The sequence below is a fragment of the Mycobacterium yunnanensis genome (assembly GCF_025823185.1).
Taxonomy (GTDB): Bacteria; Actinomycetota; Actinomycetes; order Mycobacteriales; family Mycobacteriaceae; genus Mycobacterium; species Mycobacterium yunnanensis.
This window is the reverse complement of the sequence record NZ_JACKVK010000003.1, coordinates 79728-100976: the sequence shown is the minus strand read 5'-3', so window position 1 is coordinate 100976 and position 21249 is coordinate 79728. Positions and strand designations below refer to the sequence as shown.

Below are 21249 nucleotides of genomic sequence, written 5' to 3'. Positions count from 1 at the left end.
GCGTGTCAGCGCATCCCAGGCGGCATGCCGTAGAGATGGGAGATCGGCAACGTCATCAGCACCCGTCGGTCGTCGACCATCGCCCGGCGGTAGTCGTCCCAATCCGGGTGCTCCTTGCCTGCGATCTTGCGGTACAACGCGATCAGCCCCTCGACGGTGGCGTCGTGGGGATCACTTGCCGGCGGCGTGAGGCTCGCGTTGCCCTCCGCGACCGCGTAGGCCCAGCCGTCGTCGGAGCTCACGTGGATCGAGGCCCGCGGGTCGCGGCGCATGTTGCGGGTCTTGGCGCGCGGCTCGGTGACCGAGACCGAGACGGTGAGCTCTCGGGAGTCGAAGTGGTAGGAGACGTTGGACAGCTGCGGTCTGCCGTCCCTCTTGACCGTGGCGAGGACACCCAGCGAGTTGCCGCCGATCAGCGCCAGCAGCTTGTCGTCGAACACGTCTCGGGTCATGGTGGCCAGCCTACGACTGACGTGGCGGTGGGCGACCTACTTCCGCGCGCCCGGCTCCTACGATGGTGCGGTGACCCAGGCAGATCCCCCGTCGCTCCGCTCGCCCCAGATCCACGGCACCACATTGGACGGCGTCTCCGCCACCACCCTGTGGACGTTGCACAACCGCGGCAGCGAGGCCAAGCGCTCCGACGGGCTCATCCGCGATCCCTGGGCGGTCGTGTTGCTCGACACGATCTCCTACGACTACCTGAAGTTCGGCACGCCCAATCAGTCCCACGCCGTACGCGCGATCGCCTTCGACGCCGCTACTCGCGACTACCTGACGAGCCACCCCAAGGCCTCGGTGGTCGCACTGGCCGAGGGGTTGCAGACCAGCTTCTGGCGCCTGGACCGCGACGGTCTGTTGGCCCAATCCACCTGGTATTCCATCGATTTGGAGCCGGTGATGGAACTCCGCAACCGGTTGCTGCCAGCCGACGACAGAATCGTCGGCCTGGCCCAGTCCGCGCTGGATCGCAGCTGGATGGACCGGGTCGACTCGACCGAGGGCGTGTTCATCACCGCCGAGGGACTACTGATGTACCTCGAGCCCGAGGAAGCCCTCGGACTGATCGCCGACTGCGCCGCCCGCTTTCCCGGGGGCCGGATGATGTTCGACTCGGTACCCCGGTGGTTCAGCGCCAGGACGCTCAAGGGGGTCAAGCTCTCGTCGCGCTACCTCGTGCCCCCGATGCCGTTCGGTCAGTCCGTCGACGACGCCGTGGCCTTGGCGGACGTCATCCCCGGTATTCGGGCGGCGCACGACGTGCGGTCGCCGCGGGGCCGGGGATGGTGGCGGCTGGCAGCCGCCCCCGTCCTGGATCGCATCGGACCGCTCAGGAGGAGCCGGCCGAGCATCACCCTGCTGGAGTTCGGATGACGCGCTACGTGGCGTTCCTGCGCGGCGTCAACGTGGGCGGGGTGAACCTGAAGATGGCCGAGGTCGCCGGCGCGCTGACCGACGCCGGTTTCACCGACGTCGAGACGGTCCTGGCCAGCGGCAACGTCCTCCTGACGAGCCCGGCCACGGTCGACACCGTACGCGCCACGGCCGAGACGGCGTTGCGCGACGCGTTCGGGTACGACGCCTGGGTGCTCGCCTACGCACGCGACGACGTCGAGGCGATCTCGGGGGCGTTCCCCTTCACCCGCGAGGTGCCCGACCACCACTCCTACGTCACCTTCGTCACCGCGGCCGACGTGCTTGACGAATTGGTGGCACTGGCCGATGACGCCGGACCGGACGAATCGATCGAACGCGGCGAGGGCGTCGTCTACTGGCAGGTCCCCAAGAGCGGCACGCTGGACACGACCATCGGAAGGACGATGGGCAAGAAGCGATACAAGTCCTCGACCACCACCCGCAACCTCCGAACCGTCGAGAAGGTGCTTGCCAAGTGAAGGTGAACGTCGACCTCTCCGGGGTCTCCGAGACCGCGTTGCTGACGTTGCAGGTGCGCGCCCACGAAGCTCGCCGACCCGACGGCATCATCGACGACCCGATGGCCGTGACGTTGGTCGACTCGATCGAGTTCGACTTCGCCAAGTTCGGCTACACCCGGCGCCAGGACATGGCGGTGCGGGCCCTGGCCTTCGACGGCGCCACCCGCGACTTCCTGCGTGGGCATCCCTCGGCGACCGTCGTCGCGCTCGCCGAGGGGTTGCAGACCAGCTTCTACCGACTCGACGACGGCGCGGTCGGCCACGAATTCCGTTGGCTCACGGTCGACTTGCCGCCGGTGATCCAGGTGCGCGAGAAGTTGCTGCCATCCGCCGACCGGGTCGCGGTGTGCGCGCAGTCGGCGCTGGACTACGGCTGGATGGACCACGTCGACGCCGACGACGGAGTGTTCATCACCGCCGAGGGCCTGCTGATGTACCTCGAGCCCACCGACGCGATGGGTCTCATCACCGAGTGCGCACGGCGTTTCCCGGGCGGTCGGATGATGTTCGACCTGCCGCCGTCGTGGTTCGCCGTGCTCGCGCGCCGGGGTGGGTTGTGGACGTCGACGCGCTACCGGGTGCCTGCCATGCCATTCGGCATGTCGCCGTCGGAGGCCGCCCGTCTCGTCGACGTGGTGCCGGGCGTCCGGGCAGCGCACGACGTGCCCTACCCCCGGGGGCGCGGTCGCGTGCTGAACGCGGTCATGGGGGCCGTGCAGCGCATCCCGCTGCTCGACCCCGTACGGCCGTCGCTCACCTTGCTCGAATTCGGCTAGGTGAACGCCGTTTCGACGTAGCGCAGCGCGTCGGCCTTGCCGATGCCGAGCGCCTTGGCTGCCGCGGCGAAGGTGTGTGCCGCCGTTGCCATCGCGGCGTCCGCGGGATCGATCCGTGCCACGAAGGTGCCGAATCTGCCTCGGGTCTCGAGGAGACCGGCCGCCTCCAGCTCGCGATACGCCCTGGCCACGGTGTTCACCGCCATGTTCAGTTGATGCGCCAACTCCCGCACCGTCGGCAGCCTCGTACCGGGCGGCAGCCTGCCGTCCCGCACGCCCGCGATGATCTGCGTGCGCAGCTGGTCGAACAGCGGCCTGGCCCCGTCCGGGTCGACTCGAACCCACTCCCCCAAATCCCCCACGTGCCCAGTATCACAAAAAGCGGCTACTTTGGTGGCGTGCGAGTGACGGTGCTCAGCGGAGCGGGGATGTCCGCGGAGAGCGGCGTTCCGACGTTTCGCGACGTCGAGACGGGTCTGTGGGCCAAGGTCGACCCCTATGAAATCTCCAGTTCCGACGGCTGGCGCCGGCACCCGGAGAAGGTGTGGGCGTGGTATCTCTGGCGTCACTACATGATGAAGTCGGTGGGGCCCAACGACGGGCACCGAGCGGTGGCGGCCTGGCAGGACGGGGCCGAGGTGCACGTCGTCACCCAGAACGTCGACGACCTGCACGAGCGGGCCGGCAGCGGCCAAGTGCACCACGTGCACGGCAGCCTCTTCAGCTTTCGCTGCGACCGGTGCGGGGTGCCCTACGACGGCCCGCTGCCCGCGATGCCGGAACCGGTGGAGAGCGTCGACCCGCCGCAGTGCCGGTGCGGCGGCCTGATCCGCCCCGACGTGGTCTGGTTCGGCGAACCGCTGCCGTCGGACCAGTGGGACAGGTCGGTGGAGGCGGTCAGCCGAGCCGACGTCGCAGTCGTGGTGGGCACCTCGGCGGTCGTCTACCCGGCCGCCGGCCTGCCCGATCTGGCGCTGGCCCATGGCATTCCCGTCATCGAGGTCAACCCCGAGGAGACCCCGCTGTCGGACCGGGTGACCCTGTCGCTGCGGGAGACCTCGGCGACGGCGCTGCCCGGCCTGCTGCAGCGCTTGCCCGCCCTGCTGGGCTGAGCGCCTACGGACACTGCCCGTTGTTGACGCACCCGGGTGCCGCGGTCGCCTTGTAGGTCGGCGCGGCCAACGCCGTCGCCAGCGTCGTGGGCGCCTCGTCGTTGGTGGTCTCCGGGGCCTGGACGACCGTCGCAGGCAGCTTCATCCCCGACGCCGTCGGCTGCACGTAGGACGTGGTGGTCGACGAGTCTCCGGATCCCCCCGCGACGTCATGGGACGGTGCACTGGTGCCGAACCCGGACACCACGGCGGCGGCGACGACGGCGGCTCCGCCAAGGGTCGCGCCGAGGAACTTGATGCGTTCGACGGTCATATCTCCTCCAACCATTTTCACGGTCGAGTGATCCGACCGCTCGTGGAACGAGTCAACCGCTGCGACGTACCGCAGTCCAGCGGCTCCAACGATTCGGGAGGGCATTGTCAGGATTCGAACATATTGGGGGGCAACATGTTTCACGATGAATGACGGCGTCGCCCGCTCCGCGTGACCCGCGGCGGCGACATACCGCTCCGCCAAGTGGAAACGTCGACGACCATCGGTTCATTCCCAGGGGCGGCCACTTTTGGCCGTTGCGCTGCGAACCGGGGAGATATCGCACAGAATGCTGGCCATTGCGATGGAGGAATCATGGCTATGATTCGCGGACTGGCGGCGACGCTGCTCACCGCCGCCGTCTCGGTAGGACTGGCCGGACCGGCCTCGGCCGACGACTTCAGCGGTCGCTACGCGCTGAACCTCTACGGCGCCGCGGCGCACACGTCCTGGATCGCCAAAACCAGCTGTCCACCCTCGGGCGGCTGCGTGGCACACATCACCAGTTCCAGCGGCTGGAGCGGTGACGCCCACCTGGCGGGCGGCCGCTGGACGATGACGGTCGACCGTCCCGACGGCCACAGCTGCCCCGACGGCACCCGCGGCGCCGAGATGCAGACGTGGAGCTGGGACGCCGACACCCTCGTCGGCCAAGTCGGCGGCGTGTCCGCACAATCCGCCACCTGCCCGGTCGGGCCCGCCAACGGCTTCGCCCTGAGCAAGTCGGCGCCCGACGGCGGCACCCCCGTCTAGATCACCAGTCCCTTGATCCTCGCGACCGCCTCCACCGGCGGTAGGTCCGGACCCAGCATGCCAGTCACGATGTGCCCCGTACAGGCCGCTCTCATCACCCGGTCGGCGAAGGTCTCGACGTCGCCGAACGGCAGGTACGGCCTCGAAATGGCCAGCGCCGCAACGCCGTGGGCCACGGTCCACAGTTCCAGCGCCGCCGTGGTGGAGTCGCCCGCCGGGTAGACGCCCTCGTCGATCAGCGCTTCGACCGACGCCCTCATGTGGACGAACGCCGAGCTGTTCAGGGTCAGATCCACGTTGCTGCCGGGCCTGCCCTCACCCATCGTGGCGATGCGGTACAACTCGGGGTTCACCAGGGCGAAGCGCACGTAGGCCAGTCCCTGCGCCCGCAGCCGGTCGATGGCCGTCGGTTGGTCCACGGCCACTTGCTGCATCACCTGGTCGAGCGCCTCGAAGTACCTGGCGCACACCGCGTCCAGGAGGGCGTCCTTGTCGTCGAAGTGCAGATAGATCGACGGCGGCGTGACCCCGACCCGTTCGGCGACCGAGCGGATGGACACCGCCTTGGCGCTCCCGGTCTCCATCAGCAGATCGGTTGCGGCGTCCAGGATTTCCTCGCGGAGGTGCTCACCGGACCCCCTGGCGGCGCGGCGTCGCTTGAGCGGGCTCACGTCAGCGGCCGTCTGCCGAGGCGACCATGCCGCGGTCGGAGCTCGGCCGGGGCGCGTCGTGGTCACCGGATCCGCCTTCGGTGATGCCGATGCGTTGGTGCAGCCACACCAACGGCCGTGGCGCCCACCAGTTCCACCCGCCCATCACGTGCATGAACGCCGGCACCAGCACCATCCGTACCAGGGTCGCGTCGACCAGCACCGCCAGCGTCAAGCCGACGCCGAACATCCGCATGAACGACACCTCGGCGGCCATCAGCGCGGCGAACGATATCGACATGACCAGCGCGGCCGCGGTGATCACTCGACCGGTGCGGGCCAAGCCGAGGGCGACGGCCTCGTCGTTGTCCTCGCGGGCCGCGGCGATGGCCCGCAGACCAGACGGCGTCGCGTCACCGTTGCTCCTCAATCCCAGCCAGTACTCTCGGATGCGGGCGACCAGGAACACCTCGTAGTCCATCGACAACCCGAAGGCGATGCAGAAGAGCAACACCGGCATGTTCGCCACCAGCGTTCCGGTCGGCGTGGTGCCCAAGGCGTTCAGATGACCGTCCTGGAAGATCCAGACCAGCGCCCCGAACGCCGCGGTCAGCGAAAGAACGTTCAGCGCAACGGCTTTCAAGGGCAGGGTGACGCTGCCGGTGAGCAGGAACAGCAGACCGAAGGTGATGACGGCGATGAGGCCCAGCACCCAGGGCAGTCGGGTGGTGATCGCCTGCACGCTGTCGCGGTTGATCTGGGCCACCCCGCCGAGCGCGACCTCGCGGCCGCCCGGCCCCGAGACGGCGTGCAGCGCGTCGAGCTGATTCTCCGACGCGTCGGAGAACAGCGGTGCGGTGCTGGCGACGCTGAGGAACGCGCTGCCGTCGGCCACCCCGGTGGCCGCCGACGGTGGGCCGACCCGGGCGCCACCGACGAACGTCCCGGTCGGCGCCGACACCGAGGCGACGTCGGGCACCTTGGACAGGTCGGCGGCGTAGCGCCCCAGCGCTTCTGGTGCGAGCCCCGTGGCGTCGGGGATCACGACGGCCACGGTGGTCGACGAGTCCTCGGCGTAGTCGGTGCGGAGCTGGTCACCCACCTGATGTGCCGACGCCGAGGTGGGGAGCACCCGCTCGTCGGGGAATCCCCATCGGACGCCGAGGAACGGCGCGCCAAGCGCGAGCAGGAGAACCACCACGACGAGTCCGACGGGGACGGCGTGCCGCGTGACCGCCTTGGTGGACCGATACCAGAAGATCCGTTCGACCGGCGTCACCGCGGGCTCGCCGCGGCGGAACAGCCGGCGCAGCGGCCGGCGCACGTCGAGGCCGTCGAGCCGGTCGCCGAGCAGCCAGATCGCGGCGGGGGTGACGATCACCGCCGCGGCGGCGGCGAACCCGACGGTGGCGACGCCCGAGTAGGCGAAGGACTTCAGGAAGTACATGGGGAACAACAACATCGCGGCCATCGACAGCGCGACGGTGGTCGCCGAGAACAGCACGGTTCGCCCGGCGGTCGACATCGTCCGGATCAGGGCTTGGTCACGCGGCACGCCGTCGGCGAGTTCGTCGCGGTAGCGGCTGAGGATCAGCAGGGTGTAGTCGATGGCCAGGGCCAGGCCGAGTGCGGTCGAGAGGTTGAGGGCGAAGATCGACACGTCGGTGCCGAGCGTGATGAGCCGCAACACCGACATCGACCCGACGATCGCCAAGCCGCCGACGACCATCGGTAGGGCTGCGGCCACCAGCCCGCCGAACACCCACACCAATACCAGGAAGCTCAACGGGATCGCGATCGACTCCATCAGCAGCAGGTCGCGCTGGGTCTGCGAAGTGATCTGGGCGTAGACCATGGCGAGGCCGCCGGTGCGCACGGTGACCCCCTCGCGGTCCTGGGTGAGGGCGTCTGAGAGTTCCTGGGCGTACTTCTGGGCGTCGGTCTCGCCACCGGTGATGCCGGCGACGATCAGCCCAGACGTGCCGTCCTTGCTGGTGAGTTGCGCGGCGGCGGCCGGGGGCAGCGTCCACGCCGAGGTGACCTCGGCGACGTGTGGGGACTGCTTGAGCCGCGTCACGACGTCGGCGGCGACGTCGGCAGCCGCAGGGCTCCTGACGCCGGCCGGGGCGGTCACGGTGAGCAGCATCTGCATGTCGCCCTGGCCGAACTTGTCGGTGAGCAACCGACCCGCCTGAGACGACTCCGCGTTGGGGTCTTGAAAGCCGCCCGCCGAGAGGCTCTTGGCCACCGGGATGCCGAAGACTGCGGCGGCGACCATGACCAGGGCGGCGAGCACCAGGATGCGGCGCGGCGCGGCGATCGCCGACCGTGCGATTCGATGCAGCACGTGGTCGCCCTTCCCTCGAGTAACGGCGGTAACTTATCAACGTTAACCTCGGCCGGTCAACCCATCCCCCTTCATGCCACGACGGGGGCGGGCGAAACGTTCAACGCACCCCTAGGGTGGTCGCCATGGCGACGACGGACGTGCTGAGACGACGGACCGGGCGGTCCCCTTCGTCTCTCGCCGACCTGGGCATCCTGACGCTCCGCATCGCGGTCGCGGCGACGGCGCTGCACGCCGGCATCACCAAGGCGCTGAACTTCACCAGCACCGCACAGTTCATGGCCGACGACGGCTGGCGCCCGCCGACGTTCGCCGCCTACCTGGTGACCGCCACCGAGATCGCCGGCGGCCTGGCACTGCTGCTCGGATTGCTGACGCCGCTGGCGGCGTGCGGCATCATCGCGGCGATGATCGACGCCTGGGCGGCGACCGCGTCCGGTGCCGTCGTGTGGTCGGACCCCTTCAACGTGCCCTTCCTCATGGCGTTTGCCGCGACCGCCCTGCTCTTCGTCGGGGCTGGCGCGCATTCGGTGGACGCGCGAATCTTCGGCCGGCCCAGCTGGCCGGGCGCCGTCACGATCCCGTTCTTCCTGGTGGCGGTGGTCGCAGCCGTGGCCACATGGGTCCTGCTGAACGGCGTCAACCCGCTGCATCTGAGCACCCCGACGGGCTGAGACCCTACTTCGAGGTAACAATTGCCAGGGTTTTCCGAATCGTGACTCAAAGAACTCTTAAAGGTGATGGTTACTGTCCAGTACATGTGGATCGACGACACCAGCGCAGATGTCATCAAGGTTGACTTCGAGGCCTTCTACCACGGGGACTTCCTAGTCGAGGGTGACTGCTCCGAGCAGTTCCCCGACCTCGCCCAAGCAGTCTGATCGTTCGCGGGTCCTCCCGCGCTCGACGGAGTCACCGGTGTGCGCCGCTAGGTGCCTCTGGCCGCGTCATGACGACGCACCCGTAGCCGCCGACGTCATCGTCGGCGGCTTCTTCCGTCCGAGGGCTTGTTCGCGTCGCAGAGCTGAACCTACTTCTCGGTAACATTGCCACCAATTTCAGAAGGCGGCCTCAGAGTTCTCTCACAGCCCGAAGTTACCGTTCAGTACATGTGGATCGACGACAGCAGCGCAGATGTCATCAAGGTTGACTTCGAGGCCCTCTACCACGGGGATTACCTCGTCGAAGGGGACACTGCCGAGCAGTTCCCGGATCTCGCCTACGCCGTCTGAGAAGACGCGCGCCTCACCCGTACGCGACGAGCCGCCGACCATGGGTCGGCGGCTCGTCGTCGTCTAGGGGTCAGGCGCCGACCGTGGCCGACACCATCGCGCCCAACCGTGCCGAGATGATTTCCTCGGCCTCGGCGACGATGCGCGAGATCAGCTCGTCGCAGGTGGGGATGTCGTCGATCAAGCCCATCACCGTGCCGACCGTCCAAATACCCGCGTCCAAGTCACCGTCGTCGAAGACCTTGCGCCCGCGCACGCCGGCCACCAGATCCTTCACGTCCTCGAACTGACCGCCCCGCTTCAAGACGTCGACCACTTCCCGCGAGACCACGTTGCTCGCCACGCGGGCGGTGTTGTGCAGGCTGCGGAAGATCAACTCCGTGCCCCGCTCGTCGCCGGCGACGATGGCGTCCTTGACGTTCTGATGAATGCACGACTCGACGGTGCACATGAACCGCGTGCCCATGTTGACCCCGTCGGCCCCCAGAGCCAGCGCCGCGACCAGACCCCGCGCGTCGCCGAACCCGCCGGAGGCGATCATCGGAATCTCGATCTGCTTGGCCGCCGCCGGAATCAACACCAGCCCCGGCACGTCGTCCTCACCGGGATGACCGGCGCATTCGAAGCCGTCGATGCTGATGCCGTCGACGCCGAGCCCCTGAGCCTTCACCGCGTGGCGTACCGAGGTGCACTTGTGCAGCACCTTGATGCCGTGGTCGTGGAACATCGGCAGATGCGGTGCCGGGTTCGATCCCGCGGTCTCGACGATCTTGACACCCTCGTCGACGATGACCTGCCGGTACTCGTCATACGGCGGCGGATTGATCGACGGCAGGATCGTCAGGTTGACCCCGAACGGCTTGTCGGTCAGCTCGCGGGTCTTGGCGATCTCGCGCGCCAGGTCCGCGGGCGTGGGTTGGGTCAGCGCGGTGATGAACCCGAGACCGCCCGCATTGGCAACGGCGGCAACGAGTTCGGCGCGGCCAACCCACTGCATGCCACCCTGGGCAATCGGGTGCTCGACACCGAAGACCTCGGTGAACTTCGTCGTGATAGTCATCGGTGCCTTCTACCTCGGCGCCATCCGGATGGCGCCATCCAACCGGATGACCTCACCGTTGAGCATCGGGTTCTCCACGATGTGCTGCGCCAGCGCGCCGTACTCGTCGGGATCACCGAGGCGGGCGGGGTGGGGCACCTGAGCGCCGAGCGAGCGCTGCGCCTCCTCGGGCAGCGAGCCGAGCAGCGGGGTCTTGAACAGACCCGGTGCGATGGTGCAGACGCGGATCAGTTCGCGGGACAGGTCGCGGGCGATCGGCAGGGTCATGCCGACGACGCCGCCCTTGGACGCCGAGTACGCCGCCTGTCCGATTTGACCGTCGAAGGCCGCGACCGATGCGGTGTTGACGATGACGCCGCGTTCGGGGCTCGATTCGGGACCGATCGGTTCGGTCTTGGCGATCCGCTCGGCCGCCAGGCGGATCACGTTGAACGTGCCGATGAGGTTGACCTCGACGACCTTGCGGAATCCGTCGAGCGGGAACGGACCGTTCTTGCTCACGGTCTTCACGGCGTTGCCGATGCCGGCGCAGTTGACGTTGACGCGCAGCGGGCCCATCGATTCGGCGACGTCGAGCGCCTTGGCCACGGCGTCCTCGTCGGTGACGTTCGCGGTGACGAACTTGGCGCGGTCACCCAGTTCCGCGACGACCTCCTCGCCCTTGAGGTCGATGACCACGACACTGCCGCCGGCGTCCAGCAGGCGCTTGACGGTGGCCAAGCCCAGGCCCGACGCACCTCCCGTGACGACCGCTACCGAGTCCTTGATCTGCACTGATCGTTTCCCTTCGTTTGGCTCAACCGACTAGTTGGTTGGGACTATACCCAGTCGCGTAGGACGGCCTCGGTATCCGCACCCTTCTCCCCGGGCGGCGTCGGGGTGGGAGGCACGCTGCGGGAGAAGCGAGGCGCGGGCGCGGGCTCGAGATCGTCGCCGTCGCGAAAGAAGGTGTCACGCTCGGTGATGTGCGGCTCCGTCTCGACCTCGCCGAAGCTCAGGACGGGGGTGACGCATGCGTCGGTGCCGTTGAACACCGAGGCCCAGTGGTCGCGATCATGCCGCAGGAACGCCTCGGTGAACGCCGCGCGCAATTCGTCGGCGCGCGACGCGTCGTGCTGACCGGGCAGGTCGGCGGCGTCGAGCCCCAGCCCGGCGAGCAGTTGCGCGTAGAACTGCGGTTCGATCGCCCCGACGGCGACGTACTTGCCGTCGGCCGTCTCGTAAGTGTCGTAGAAGGGCGCACCGGTGTCGAGCATGTTGACGCCACGTTCGTCACTCCACATGCCGCCCGCACGGAAGCTCCACATCATCTGGGCCAACACGCTGGAGCCGTCGACCATCGCCGCGTCGACGACCTGACCCAGCCCGGAACTCTGGCGCTCCCACAGCGCCGAGAGGATGCCGACGATCAGGAACATGGACCCGCCGCCGAAGTCACCCGCGAGGTTCAGCGGCGGCACGGGCCGCTCGCCCTTTCGCCCGATGGCATGCAGCACCCCGTTGAGCGAGATGTAATTGATGTCGTGGCCGGCCTGCTGCGCACGCGGGCCGGTCTGCCCCCAGCCCGTCATGCGGGCGTAGATCAGTCGCTCGTTGACCTCGGCGCAGTCCTGCGGACCCAGGCCCAGGCGTTCGGTCACCCCGGGGCGATAACCCTCGATGAGCACGTCAGCTTTCGAGATCAGCCGCAGCACCAACTCCCGGCCCTCGTCACTCTTGAGGTCCGCGGCCACCGACCGCCGGTTGCGGAGCATCGAATCTCGGCCGCCGACGGGCACGCCACCGTTCTTGCCTGGCCGCTCGACGCGTACGACGTCGGCGCCGAGGTCGCCCAGGATCATCGCGGCGTGCGGTCCGGGACCGATGCCCGCGAGCTCGACGACCCTCAAGCCGTGCAGTGGACCAGTCATCGTTGACACCCTTCATCGGTTCGACCCAGTTGACCGCGACATAGCTTACTTGTATAACCAAGTCGAACGATGGCGGGCCTCGTGCTCGCCCAACCGAAGGCGGGCATGACCACTACCGAGTCCTACACCGGCATCGACGATCTCACCGTGACGCTGCACGACGGGGTCCTCGCGGTGACCATCAACCGGCCCGACAGCCTCAACTCGCTGACCGCGGCCATGCTCGACACCACCGCCGACGCCCTCGAGCGTGCGGCCACCGATCCCGCCGTACGCGTCGTGCGACTGGGCGGCGCGGGGCGTGGCTTCAGCTCCGGTGCGGGCATCGGTGCCGACGACCGCGGGGACGCGGATGCGGGTGACGGGACCGACGACACGTTGGCCGCGGCCAACCGAGCGGTGCGCGCCGTCGTCGCGCTGCCGAAGCCGGTGGTGTCGGTCGTGCAGGGTCCCGCCGCCGGGGTCGGGGTGTCGCTCGCGATCGCCGCCGACATCGTGCTGGCGTCGGAGAAGGCATACTTCCTGTTGGCGTTCACCAAGATTGGGCTCATGCCCGACGGGGGCGCGTCGGCATTGGTCGCCGCGTCGATTGGCCGTGCCCGCGCCATGCGGATGGCCCTGCTCGCCGAACGACTGTCCGCACACGATGCGTTCAGCGCGGGATTGGTCAGCTCGGTGCACGCCGCCGACGACCTGGAGGCCGAGGCAAACGCCGTGATCGAGCGATTGAAGTCCGGTCCCGCCGCGGCGTTGCGCAAGACCAAGGCCGCCGTGAACGCCGCCACGCTGACCGAGCTCGACGGTGCACTCGAGCTCGAGACCGAGGGGCAGCTGACGCTGCTGTCCTCCCGCGACTTCCGCGAGGGCATCAGGGCCTTTCAGCAGCGCCGGTCGCCGAACTTCACCGACGACTGATCGGAAGCGGTTGCACCACGGCCGATAATCGTTCGACTCGGCGGGACCGATCGGCGACCATCGTGTGGTGAGTACGCACGTCGACGTCGACCAGCCGGTACCGGGCACCGGCGGCTGGCGCGTACTCGCACCGTTCCGATTCCGCGAGTATCGCCTGCTGATCGGCGCATTGTCGATCTCCATCTTCGCCGAGGGCATGTGGGCCGTCGTGATGGCGATGCAGGTGATCGCCCTCGACGACGACCCGGCGTCGCTGTCGTTGGTCGCCACGTGCCTGGGCACTGGCCTGGTCGCCTTCGTGTTGATCGGCGGGATCGCCGCCGACCGCCTCGACCAGCGCACGATCATCATCGCCGTCGAGGCGGTCAACGTCACCGTCGTCACCATCGTCGCGGTGCTGAGTTCGACTGGCGTGCTGCGGATCTGGCACATGGCCGTTGCTGCCGGCGCCCTCGGAATCGCGGCGGCGTTCTTCTTTCCCGCCTACAGCGCCATGCTGCCCCGCATTCTGCCCGCCGAGCAGCTCCTGGCCGCCAACGGAGTCGAGGGCGTCGTGCGTCCGGTGTTCGAGCGCGCCGTCGGCCCCGCCGTCGCCGGCGTCCTGGTGGGCATGACCTTCCCGGCCCTCGGGGAGTTCACCGTTGCCGGTCTCTTCGCGGTGGGCCTGATCCTGCTCGTCGCCACCCGGCCCGCGAGAGGCGTTGCGGTGCAACGGGAGAAGACCCACGTGGTGCGCGACATGCGCGAGGGCGTGCACTTCATGGTGCACACCCCGTGGCTGCTGTGGACGCTGCTGTTCGCGTGCATGCTCGTGCTGGTCGTCCTCGGCCCCATCGAGGTGCTGCTGCCCTTCATCGCCAAGGATCGCTTCGCCGACGGCGCTCGGATGTACGGCTTCGTGTTGGCCGCCTTCGGCGTCGGCAGTGCGATCGGGGCGCTGGCGGTCTCGTCGCGCCGGCTGCCGCGTCGCTATCTGACGGTGATGATGGTGATGTGGGGCGGGGGCTGTCTGCCGCTGGTGGTCGTCGGTGCCACGTCGTCGTTTCCGTTGATGGCCCTGGCGACGTTCTTCGTCGGCGTCACCGACGGTGCGGGCAGCGTGATCTGGGGGACGCTGCTGCAGCGCCGGGTGCCGCGAGAGATGCTGGGTCGCGTGTCGAGCCTGGACTTCTTCGTGTCGTTGGCGTTCCTGCCGGTGTCGTTCGCCATCGCCGGTCCACTGTCGAAGGTGGTGCCGATGGAGACGATCTTCACCGCGGCCGGGGTGATCCCCGTCCTGCTCGCGGCCGTCTCGATGGTGGCGGCGCGGATGACGCGCGACGAGATCGCCAACCCGCTGCGGTAGCGGCCGCGCTACACGCCGAACATCGGCGGCAGGGCCAGCACCATGACCAGACCCCAGAAGAAGTGGGTCAACATGGGCGCGAGCACGCCGCCGGTGATTCGGCGTTCGTAGGCGCAGACCGCCCCGAGGATGATGCCCGCGAACCCGAGCATCGGATTGCCCGCCGCCGACACCGCAATGGCGTAGACGATGGTCGACGTGACCACGGGTCGGTACGTGCCCAGTGCGGTGAACAGTGCGCCGCGGAAGAACAACTCCTCCGCCACGCCGTTGACCACGGTGATCAGGGTGACCAACCACAGGGCGCCGTAGTTCGCGTAGTTCAAGACGTCGACGATGTACTCGCGGACGGGACCGATCTCGCGGGCCACCAGACCACCGACGATGAACACCCCGCCCAGCAGCAATCCCGTCACCGTGCCCGTGATCACGGGACGTCGATTCTTGCCGCGAAACTCGACGCTGCCGATGTGCAACGGTCCCGACAGCCGCGCGCCGATGGCCCACACCGCGGCCAGGGCGACGGTCAGCACGTAGAACGACGTGCTTCCCGGTGTGCGGGTGAGGGATACGCCGAGCAACGTCGCTCCGAGCAGCAGAACCACCACGACGACGATGCGGCGCGTCCGCACCATCGTCGCCGACTCCTGGTGCGGCGCAGCCGGCGTCGAGACGAGCGCGCCGATTTGCGAGAACAGTCTCGTCACGACAACCCCTTGGGCGCCAGTCCAATCACGGTGTCCAGGCCGGTCCGAACCCATCCGGCGACGGGTCCGGGAACGGCGCAGAGCAGTCCGAGCGCGGGGTGCGTGACCGCCGGAGTCACCGCCGACGCGAGGGTGCGGATGCGGGTCACGTCGCCGCCGGCCCATTCAGGATCGGTGTCTGCGAGGTGGTGCGGGTCGGCCAGTTGGTCGACGGGCAGCCGCCGGTGCCCCGACAGGGACAGCTTGATGGCGTCCTCGATGCCGACCGGGCCGCCGGGTGGGTCGGGCACCAGGCCCGCGAGGCCGTCGTTGGTCGCCGTCATCGGATAGTCAAGGGATTGAACGAGATCCGCGGCGAGCGCTCGGGGCACCGGGACGAACAGTGCGGCCACCTGTGACACCAGGTCCATGTTGACGTCCGGCACGGGGACGCCACTGCGCCGCAGCCCCGACACCCGCGCATAGGTCAGCAGCAGGTCGCCGTAGGTCGTCGTCTCCGGGCCCTTGATGTCGTAGGACCCCGGCGGCACGCGCTCGGAGTCGGCGGCCGCAATCAAGTAGTAGATGACGTCGCTGATCGAGATCGGATCGAGCGCGTTGTTCGCCCACGGCGGCATGGGGATCAGCAGGAAGCGGTCGCCGACGGCCCGCAGCATCTCGAACGACGTCGAGCCCGCACCGATGATGATCGCGGCACCCAGCCACACCACCTCTGGTCCGCCGTCGAGGGTCAGCGCCTCGGCCACCTCAGCGCGGCCTCGCAGGTGTTCGGACAGCTGGTCGGCGTCGGGGACGAAACCACCGAGGTAGACGATGCGCTTGACGCCCGCAGCCTTGGCGGCTTCGGCGACGTTGGCCGCGGCGGCGTTGTCGGCTTCGCGGTAACCGGGTTGGCCGATGCCGTGCACCAGGTAGTAGACGACGTCGACGGGACCGCCGACGCCGAAGGCGCTGTGCACCGTTTCAGGGTCACCGGCGTCCAGCAGTACGGGCGTGACGTCGTCGATCCAACCGAAGTCGCCGAGTCGTTCGGGGTTGCGGCTGCCGACGACCACCTCGTGCCCCTCGGCGAGCAGGGCGGCGACGAGTCGGGACCCGATGTAGCCGGTCGCTCCGGTGACGAGTGCGCGCATGGATTTCACGGTAGGTTAGGTACCCGCAGGAGGGCTATTCCACCGCGGTGCGGTGGACGTCACTCAAATGCTGGTAGACCTGCGCGTTGAGGCGGTTGTGCCCAATTTCGTCGGCGGTCAGTTCGCGCTTGACCTTGCCCGGCACGCCCGCGACCATCGATCCAGGTGGGATCACGGCGCCCTGTCCGACGACGGCGCCCGCCGCCACCAGGGTGCCGGCTCCGATGCGGGCGCCGTTGAGGATCACCGCACCCATTCCGATCAGACAGTCGTCCTCGATCGTGCAGCCGTGCAGGACGGCGTTGTGGCCGACACTGACGCCCGCACCGATGCTGGCCGGGAACCCCGGGTCGACGTGCACGGTCACGTTGTCCTGCAGGTTGGCGCCGTCTCCGACGTGGATGGGCTCGAATTCGGCACGTAGCACGGCGCCGTACCAGACGCTGGCCTTCGCGCCGAGGGTCACGTGGCCGAGGACGGTGGCATTGGGCGCGATCCACGATTCCGGGTGTAGCTGCGGCTCGTGGCCGTTGACGGACAGGATCAGCGGCTCTGGCATGGCCGAATCCTAGCCGGGCGGGTTCACGTGCCCTGGAACACCTTGCGGTATCCCGAGGGGGACACCCCCAGCCCTTGGCGCAGTTGGTGGCGCAGGTTGCCACCGGTGCCGAGGCCGGCACGGCGGGCGACCTCGTCGACGGACAGGTCACCGGATTCGAGCAGTTCTCGGGCCAGGTCGACCCGTCGCTGGCGGATCCACGTGCCGGGCGCCTGCCCCGTCTCCTCGCGGAAGCGGCGGTTGAAGGTGCGCAGGCTCGTATGCGCGTGCCTCGCGAGGCGCTCGACGGTGAGGTCCTCGTGCAGATGGGCTGCCGCCCAGGCCCGCGTCGCCGCGGTGGAGGCGTCGTCCTGAACGGGGAGATGTCGGTCGATGAATTGGGCTTGGCCGCCTTCGCGCCACGGCGGCACGACACAGTGCCGGGCGACCGCGTTGGCGATCTGAACGCCGTGGTCGGAGCGAATCACGTGCAGGCACAGGTCGATCCCCGCCGCGAGGCCCGCCGAGGTGAGCACGTCGCCGTCGTCGACGAACAGCACGTTCTCGTCGACGACGACCCGCGGATGGAGCCGCCGCAGGTCGCCGGCGAACTTCCAATGCGTCGTGGCCCGGCGACCGTCGAGCAGTCCCGCCGCCGCCAGGACGAAGGCGCCGGTGCAGATGGACACCATGCGGGTCCCGGGCCGGATCGAGTCGAACGCGGCCCGTGCGGCGGGGGTCAGGATGCCGTCCCTGCGGGCCGACTCGAAATGCGTGCCGGGGACGACGACGGTGTCGGCGGTCGCCAGCGCCTCGGCGCCGGCCGTAGGCACGATGCCAAACCCGCCGGTGCTCGTCACCGGGTCTGCGTCGAGCCCGCACACCGTCACCTCGTAGAGCGGGCGTCCCTGCCCGTCGGCGGCTTCGCCGAACATCAGCGGGGCGATGGCGGCGTCGAAGCCCACGACTGGCGGCAGCAACAGAACGGCGACGCGGTGCATCACGCCAGTTTGGCACGTTCTTGACGCTATGTGTCATTCATGCCACTAGCGGAACGGTCCCCGCCCGGCCATCGTGTCCTGGTGACGATCGCCAATCCCGACCTCCGCCGCCGACCCCGCCTGCACCGAGCCTGGGTGATCGCGGCCGTCAGCTTCGTCGCCATCCTCGGTGCCGCCGGCTTCCGCTCGGTGCCCGGCGTGATGATGAACCCGCTGCACCACGAGTTCGGCTGGTCGCACGGCACGGTGGGGCTGGCGATGTCGGTCAACATGACGCTGTTCGGCCTCACCGCCCCCTTCGCCGCCGCGCTGATGGACCGGTTCGGCGTCCGGCCGGTGCTCGCGGTGGCCCTGCTGCTGGTCTCGGCGGGGTCGGCGTTGTCGGTCACCATGACCACCAGTTGGCAGCTGATCCTGCTGTGGGGCGTGCTGGTCGGCGTGGGCACCGGGTCGATTTCGATGGGCTTCGTGGCGACCGTCGCCACCCGTTGGTTCGAGCACCGCCGGGGTCTGGTCACCGGGGTGCTGACCGCGGCGAGCGCCACCGGACAACTCATCTTCCTGCCGGTGGTCGCGGAGGTCACGACCCGCCACGGGTGGCGGTGGGCGTCGCTCATCGTGGCGGCCGCGGCGCTCAGCGTGGTGCCGTTGGTGCTGGTGTTCATGAGGAACTACCCGCGGGACGTGGGGCTGGCTGCGTACGGGGCGAGCGAAGCGACGGGGGAAGGCACAGGGGCGAGCGAAGCGACGGGGGAAGGCACAGGGGCGAGCGAAGGGAGCGAAGCAAGCGAACCCGCCGTGGTGCCCGCCGGCAGCTTCCGGGCGGCGTTCGACGGTCTGCGGCTCGGGATTCGCGTGCCGGCGTTCTGGCTGCTCGCCGGCAGCTTCGCCATCTGCGGCATGACGACCAACGGACTCATCGGCACCCACTTCATCCCCGCGGCCAACGACCACGGGATGCCGAGCACCCTCGCCGCCGGGCTGCTCGCCACGATCGGCGTCCTCGACGTCGTCGGCACGATCTTCTCCGGCTGGCTGACCGACCGCGTGGATCCACGCGTGCTGCTCGTCGTCTACTACCTGGGCCGTGGCATCTCTCTGCTGCTGCTGCCGTCGCTGCTCTCCCCGCACGCCGAGCCCAGCACGTGGGTGTTCGTCATCTTCTACGGCTTGGACTGGGTGGCGACCGTGCCGCCGACGATCGTGCTGTGCCGCCGCTACTTCGGCGCCCGCACGCCGGTGGTGTTCGGCTGGGTGTTTGCCTCCCATCAGGTGGGAGCTGCCGTCGCCGCCGCCGGGGCCGGGTGGTTGCGCGACCTCGAGGGCGATTACGACCTGGCGTTCTACCTGGCATCCGGCCTGTGCGCCGTGGCAGCGCTGCTGTGCCTGAGCATACGGAAACCCCAGGTCAGCGCTGCTGCAGCGCCCGTGGTGCAGGGCGCTGACTTTGCCGATTCGTGATCGGAGCCCTTACGCTTCCCTTGGCGTCGCCACGAGAGTCGGGCTCTAGGCGGCGCGATTCAACCACGCTGAGGAGCCGAAAACGTGAAGACTCGCACCAGTCGAGCCATTGGAATGTCCGCCGCGATCGCCGCGATCGCCGTGTCGCTGCCCCTGGCGATCACCGCGCAGGCCGACCCGTCGCCGACGCCGACGGCCGACGTCAAGCCGCTGCCGGACTGGCAGGGCAACTGCGACCCGCTGCGCGCCGAGTTGGCGCCCAGTGGTGTCACCAAGGAGAACCTCGCCACTCTGCCGGTGGGGCAGGCCCTGGCCAAGATCCCGTCGCTGAGCACGTTCACCTCCGCCGTCGACGGTGGCCTCAACCCCGCCGTCAACGTCGTCCCCGTCCTGGAGAACGGCCCGTACGTCGTCTTCGCGCCCAACAACGACGCGTTCGCCAAGCTGGACCCGGCCGCGTTGGACGCCATCAAGGCCGATCCCGCCGCGCTGACCAAGCTGGACTACTACCACGTCTTCCTCGGCCTGCTCGGCCCCGGTGACATCGCCGGCCAGCGGCCCACCCAGGAGGGTGCCGAGGTCAAGGTGACGGGCAAGGACGGCGACATCAAGGTCAACGACACGGCCAAGGTGATCTGCGGAGGCATCCAGACCGCCAACGCCCGGATCTACATCTTGGACACCGTCCTCGACCCCAACTCCCCGCCGGAGCCGATCACCCCGACGACGTCGTTCGCCGGGACGGGCAAGCCGGCCACGCCGACGAGCACCACCGCGACGTCGACCGAGCCCGCGCCCGCGCCCGCCGGCTGACCCGCCCCCGACGCGACTTCGGCGCGTTCCCGTCTCTGTCGAGAACGGGAACGCGCCGAATTTCGTTGCGCAGCAAGCCTCGTACTAGAGGCCGAGGTCCTTGCCGATGATCTCCTTCATGATCTCGGTGGTGCCGCCGTAAATCGTCTGAATGCGCACGTCGACGTAGTCACGCGCCACCTTGTACTCGTTCATGTAGCCGTAGCCGCCGTGCAACTGCACGCAATGGTCGACGACGCGCTTGGCCAGCTCGGTGCACCACCACTTCGCCTTGGACGCCTCGACCGCCGTCAGCTCGCCGTCGACGACGGCCCGAAGACACCGGTCGACGTAGGACTCCGCGATCTCGAGTTCGGTGTCCATCTCGGCCAAGACGAACTTGTTGTGCTGGAAGCTGCCGATCGGCTGACCAAAGGCCTTGCGGTCCTTGACGTATGCCAAGGTGTCGTCGAAGGTCGCACGGGCTCCGGCGACGGCCGCGATCGCTATCGACAGGCGCTCGGACGGCAAGTTGGTCATCAGGTGGTAGAAACCCTTGCCCTCCTCCCCCAGCAGGTTGGCCCCGGGCACGCGGACGTTCTCGAAGTTCAGCTCGGCGGTGTCGGCGAAGTGCTGACCCATCTTGTCGAGCTTGCGGCCGCGGGTGAAGCCCTCCATCCCACGTTCGACGACGAGCAGCGAGAAACCCCGGTGGCCGGCGTCGGGATCGGTTCGGGCCACCACCACGACGAGGTCGGAGTTGATGCCCGCGGAGATGAACGTCTTGGCGCCGTTGAGGATCCAGTCGTCACCGTCGCGGACCGCAGTGGTCTTGATGCCCGCGAGGTCACTGCCCGCACCGGGTTCGGTCATGGCGACGGCACCGATGAGCTCACCGGTGATGTAGCCCGGCAGCCACCGCGCCTGCTGCTCCTCGTTGGCCAGGTTGGCGAAGTACGGGCCGACGATGTCGTTCTGCAAGCTCAGTCCCGGCGACGGCAATCCGTACCTGGTGAACTCCTCGACGATCACCGCGTTGAACCGGAAGTCGTCGACGCCGCCGCCGCCGAACTTCTCGGGCAGATTGAACCCGATCAGCCCGTACTTGCCTGCGGCGACGTAGGCGTCACGGTCGACGATGCGCTCGCTCTCCCACTTCTCGGCGTACGGCGCACATTCCTTCTCCAGGAATTGGCGTGCGGTGGCGCGCAACTGCTCGTGTTCTTCGTCGAAGACCAATCGCTTCATGGTGTCTCTCCTCGTTCGC

At 68.6% G+C, this 21249-nt stretch carries 25 protein-coding genes; 12 read left to right on the top strand and 13 right to left on the bottom strand.

Annotation, left to right across the window (positions count from 1 at the left end):
• Positions 1-5 precede the first annotated feature (5 nt).
• Positions 6-452: a PPOX class F420-dependent oxidoreductase gene (locus tag H7K45_RS04235; RefSeq protein WP_263994527.1), complete on the bottom strand. Its 447-nt coding sequence runs from the start codon at positions 450-452 to the stop codon at positions 6-8.
• A gap of 70 nt (positions 453-522) precedes the next feature.
• Between H7K45_RS04235 and H7K45_RS04230 the strand changes: the two genes are divergently transcribed.
• Genes H7K45_RS04230 through H7K45_RS04220 form a run of 3 tightly spaced genes read left to right on the top strand, consistent with a single transcriptional unit; the run spans position 523 to position 2713 of the window.
• Positions 523-1374, top strand: coding sequence for a class I SAM-dependent methyltransferase (locus tag H7K45_RS04230; protein WP_263994526.1), 852 nt, complete (start codon positions 523-525; stop codon positions 1372-1374).
• On the top strand, positions 1371-1895 hold the full coding sequence (locus tag H7K45_RS04225) for a DUF1697 domain-containing protein (protein WP_263994525.1): 525 nt from the start codon (positions 1371-1373) through the stop codon (positions 1893-1895). Before H7K45_RS04230 ends, H7K45_RS04225 begins: the two co-directional genes overlap by 4 nt.
• Positions 1892-2713 (top strand): class I SAM-dependent methyltransferase, encoded by an 822-nt coding sequence (locus H7K45_RS04220; RefSeq protein ID WP_263994524.1) that lies wholly within the window; start codon positions 1892-1894, stop codon positions 2711-2713. The genes H7K45_RS04225 and H7K45_RS04220 overlap by 4 nt, the downstream gene beginning before the upstream one ends.
• Here the strand turns inward: H7K45_RS04220 and H7K45_RS04215 are convergent.
• Entirely contained in the window at positions 2710-3075 is a 366-nt protein-coding gene (locus H7K45_RS04215) for an Rv1152 family transcriptional regulator (protein ID WP_263994523.1), read from the bottom strand. The genes H7K45_RS04220 and H7K45_RS04215 overlap by 4 nt on opposite strands.
• Before the next feature lie 36 nt (positions 3076-3111).
• On the opposite strand from H7K45_RS04215, the gene H7K45_RS04210 reads away from it, so the two are divergent.
• Positions 3112-3825, top strand: a complete 714-nt coding sequence (locus H7K45_RS04210; RefSeq protein ID WP_263994522.1) for an NAD-dependent deacylase — start codon at positions 3112-3114, stop codon at positions 3823-3825.
• Positions 3826-3829: 4 nt separating this feature from the next.
• Here the strand turns inward: H7K45_RS04210 and H7K45_RS04205 are convergent, their stop codons facing one another.
• Positions 3830-4138 (bottom strand): hypothetical protein, encoded by a 309-nt coding sequence (locus tag H7K45_RS04205; protein ID WP_263994521.1) that lies wholly within the window; start codon positions 4136-4138, stop codon positions 3830-3832.
• Positions 4139-4453: 315 nt separating this feature from the next.
• Between H7K45_RS04205 and H7K45_RS04200 the strand changes: the two genes are divergently transcribed.
• The gene (locus H7K45_RS04200; protein WP_263994520.1) at positions 4454-4891 is read left to right on the top strand and encodes a hypothetical protein; all 438 of its coding nucleotides are present in this window, start codon (positions 4454-4456) and stop codon (positions 4889-4891) included.
• On the opposite strand, the gene H7K45_RS04195 is transcribed toward H7K45_RS04200, so the two are convergent.
• Together H7K45_RS04195 and H7K45_RS04190 are read right to left on the bottom strand one after the other, a co-directional pair.
• Positions 4888-5562, bottom strand: a complete 675-nt coding sequence (locus tag H7K45_RS04195; RefSeq protein WP_263994519.1) for a TetR/AcrR family transcriptional regulator — start codon at positions 5560-5562, stop codon at positions 4888-4890. The genes H7K45_RS04200 and H7K45_RS04195 overlap by 4 nt on opposite strands.
• A gap of 1 nt (position 5563) precedes the next feature.
• Entirely contained in the window at positions 5564-7888 is a 2325-nt protein-coding gene (locus tag H7K45_RS04190) for an MMPL family transporter (RefSeq protein WP_263994518.1), read from the bottom strand.
• A 125-nt stretch (positions 7889-8013) separates the two neighbouring features.
• On the opposite strand from H7K45_RS04190, the gene H7K45_RS04185 reads away from it, so the two are divergent.
• The 3 genes from H7K45_RS04185 to H7K45_RS04175 all read left to right on the top strand — a co-directional run bounded on the left by H7K45_RS04185 (position 8014) and on the right by H7K45_RS04175 (position 9120).
• Positions 8014-8562: a DoxX family protein gene (locus H7K45_RS04185; RefSeq protein ID WP_263994517.1), complete on the top strand. Its 549-nt coding sequence runs from the start codon at positions 8014-8016 to the stop codon at positions 8560-8562.
• An 84-nt stretch (positions 8563-8646) separates the two neighbouring features.
• Complete coding sequence (locus H7K45_RS04180) at positions 8647-8769, top strand: hypothetical protein (protein ID WP_142271112.1); 123 nt, start codon at positions 8647-8649, stop codon at positions 8767-8769.
• 228 nt (positions 8770-8997) lie between these two features.
• Positions 8998-9120: a hypothetical protein gene (locus tag H7K45_RS04175; RefSeq protein ID WP_263994516.1), complete on the top strand. Its 123-nt coding sequence runs from the start codon at positions 8998-9000 to the stop codon at positions 9118-9120.
• Between the two features lie 70 nt (positions 9121-9190).
• Here H7K45_RS04175 and H7K45_RS04170 read toward each other — a convergent pair whose 3' ends face one another.
• From H7K45_RS04170 to H7K45_RS04160, 3 genes are read right to left on the bottom strand one after another with little or no spacing between them, the layout of a single operon-like run.
• Positions 9191-10180, bottom strand: coding sequence for an NAD(P)H-dependent flavin oxidoreductase (locus H7K45_RS04170; RefSeq protein WP_263994515.1), 990 nt, complete (start codon positions 10178-10180; stop codon positions 9191-9193).
• Positions 10181-10189: 9 nt separating this feature from the next.
• Positions 10190-10954 carry a 3-hydroxyacyl-CoA dehydrogenase gene (locus H7K45_RS04165; RefSeq protein WP_263994514.1) on the bottom strand — a complete coding sequence of 255 codons (765 nt, stop codon included), beginning with the start codon at positions 10952-10954 and terminating at the stop codon, positions 10190-10192.
• A 44-nt stretch (positions 10955-10998) separates the two neighbouring features.
• Positions 10999-12090 carry a CaiB/BaiF CoA transferase family protein gene (locus H7K45_RS04160; RefSeq protein ID WP_263994513.1) on the bottom strand — a complete coding sequence of 364 codons (1092 nt, stop codon included), beginning with the start codon at positions 12088-12090 and terminating at the stop codon, positions 10999-11001.
• 105 nt (positions 12091-12195) lie between these two features.
• On the opposite strand from H7K45_RS04160, the gene H7K45_RS04155 reads away from it, so the two are divergent.
• The gene (locus H7K45_RS04155) at positions 12196-13005 is read left to right on the top strand and encodes an enoyl-CoA hydratase (RefSeq protein WP_263994512.1); all 810 of its coding nucleotides are present in this window, start codon (positions 12196-12198) and stop codon (positions 13003-13005) included.
• 67 nt (positions 13006-13072) lie between these two features.
• Complete coding sequence (tet(V), locus tag H7K45_RS04150; protein WP_263994511.1) at positions 13073-14350, top strand: tetracycline efflux MFS transporter Tet(V); 1278 nt, start codon at positions 13073-13075, stop codon at positions 14348-14350.
• 8 nt (positions 14351-14358) lie between these two features.
• On the opposite strand, the gene H7K45_RS04145 is transcribed toward tet(V), so the two are convergent.
• From H7K45_RS04145 to H7K45_RS04130, 4 genes are read right to left on the bottom strand one after another with little or no spacing between them, the layout of a single operon-like run.
• Positions 14359-15057, bottom strand: a complete 699-nt coding sequence (locus tag H7K45_RS04145) for a CPBP family intramembrane glutamic endopeptidase (RefSeq protein ID WP_263994510.1) — start codon at positions 15055-15057, stop codon at positions 14359-14361.
• Positions 15054-16190 (bottom strand): NAD(P)H-binding protein, encoded by a 1137-nt coding sequence (locus H7K45_RS04140; protein ID WP_263994509.1) that lies wholly within the window; start codon positions 16188-16190, stop codon positions 15054-15056. Before H7K45_RS04140 ends, H7K45_RS04145 begins: the two co-directional genes overlap by 4 nt.
• Before the next feature lie 34 nt (positions 16191-16224).
• Entirely contained in the window at positions 16225-16749 is a 525-nt protein-coding gene (locus H7K45_RS04135; protein WP_263994508.1) for a gamma carbonic anhydrase family protein, read from the bottom strand.
• A 23-nt stretch (positions 16750-16772) separates the two neighbouring features.
• Entirely contained in the window at positions 16773-17729 is a 957-nt protein-coding gene (locus tag H7K45_RS04130; RefSeq protein ID WP_263994507.1) for a GlxA family transcriptional regulator, read from the bottom strand.
• A 39-nt stretch (positions 17730-17768) separates the two neighbouring features.
• Here H7K45_RS04130 and H7K45_RS04125 point away from each other — a divergent pair, with 39 nt between their 5' ends.
• Both H7K45_RS04125 and H7K45_RS04120 read left to right on the top strand, forming a co-directional pair.
• Positions 17769-19190, top strand: coding sequence for an MFS transporter (locus H7K45_RS04125; protein WP_372512499.1), 1422 nt, complete (start codon positions 17769-17771; stop codon positions 19188-19190).
• Positions 19191-19274: 84 nt separating this feature from the next.
• On the top strand, positions 19275-20003 hold the full coding sequence (locus H7K45_RS04120) for a fasciclin domain-containing protein (protein WP_263994505.1): 729 nt from the start codon (positions 19275-19277) through the stop codon (positions 20001-20003).
• Between the two features lie 84 nt (positions 20004-20087).
• Here H7K45_RS04120 and H7K45_RS04115 read toward each other — a convergent pair whose 3' ends face one another.
• Entirely contained in the window at positions 20088-21230 is a 1143-nt protein-coding gene (locus tag H7K45_RS04115; RefSeq protein WP_263994504.1) for an acyl-CoA dehydrogenase family protein, read from the bottom strand.
• Positions 21231-21249 lie beyond the last annotated feature (19 nt).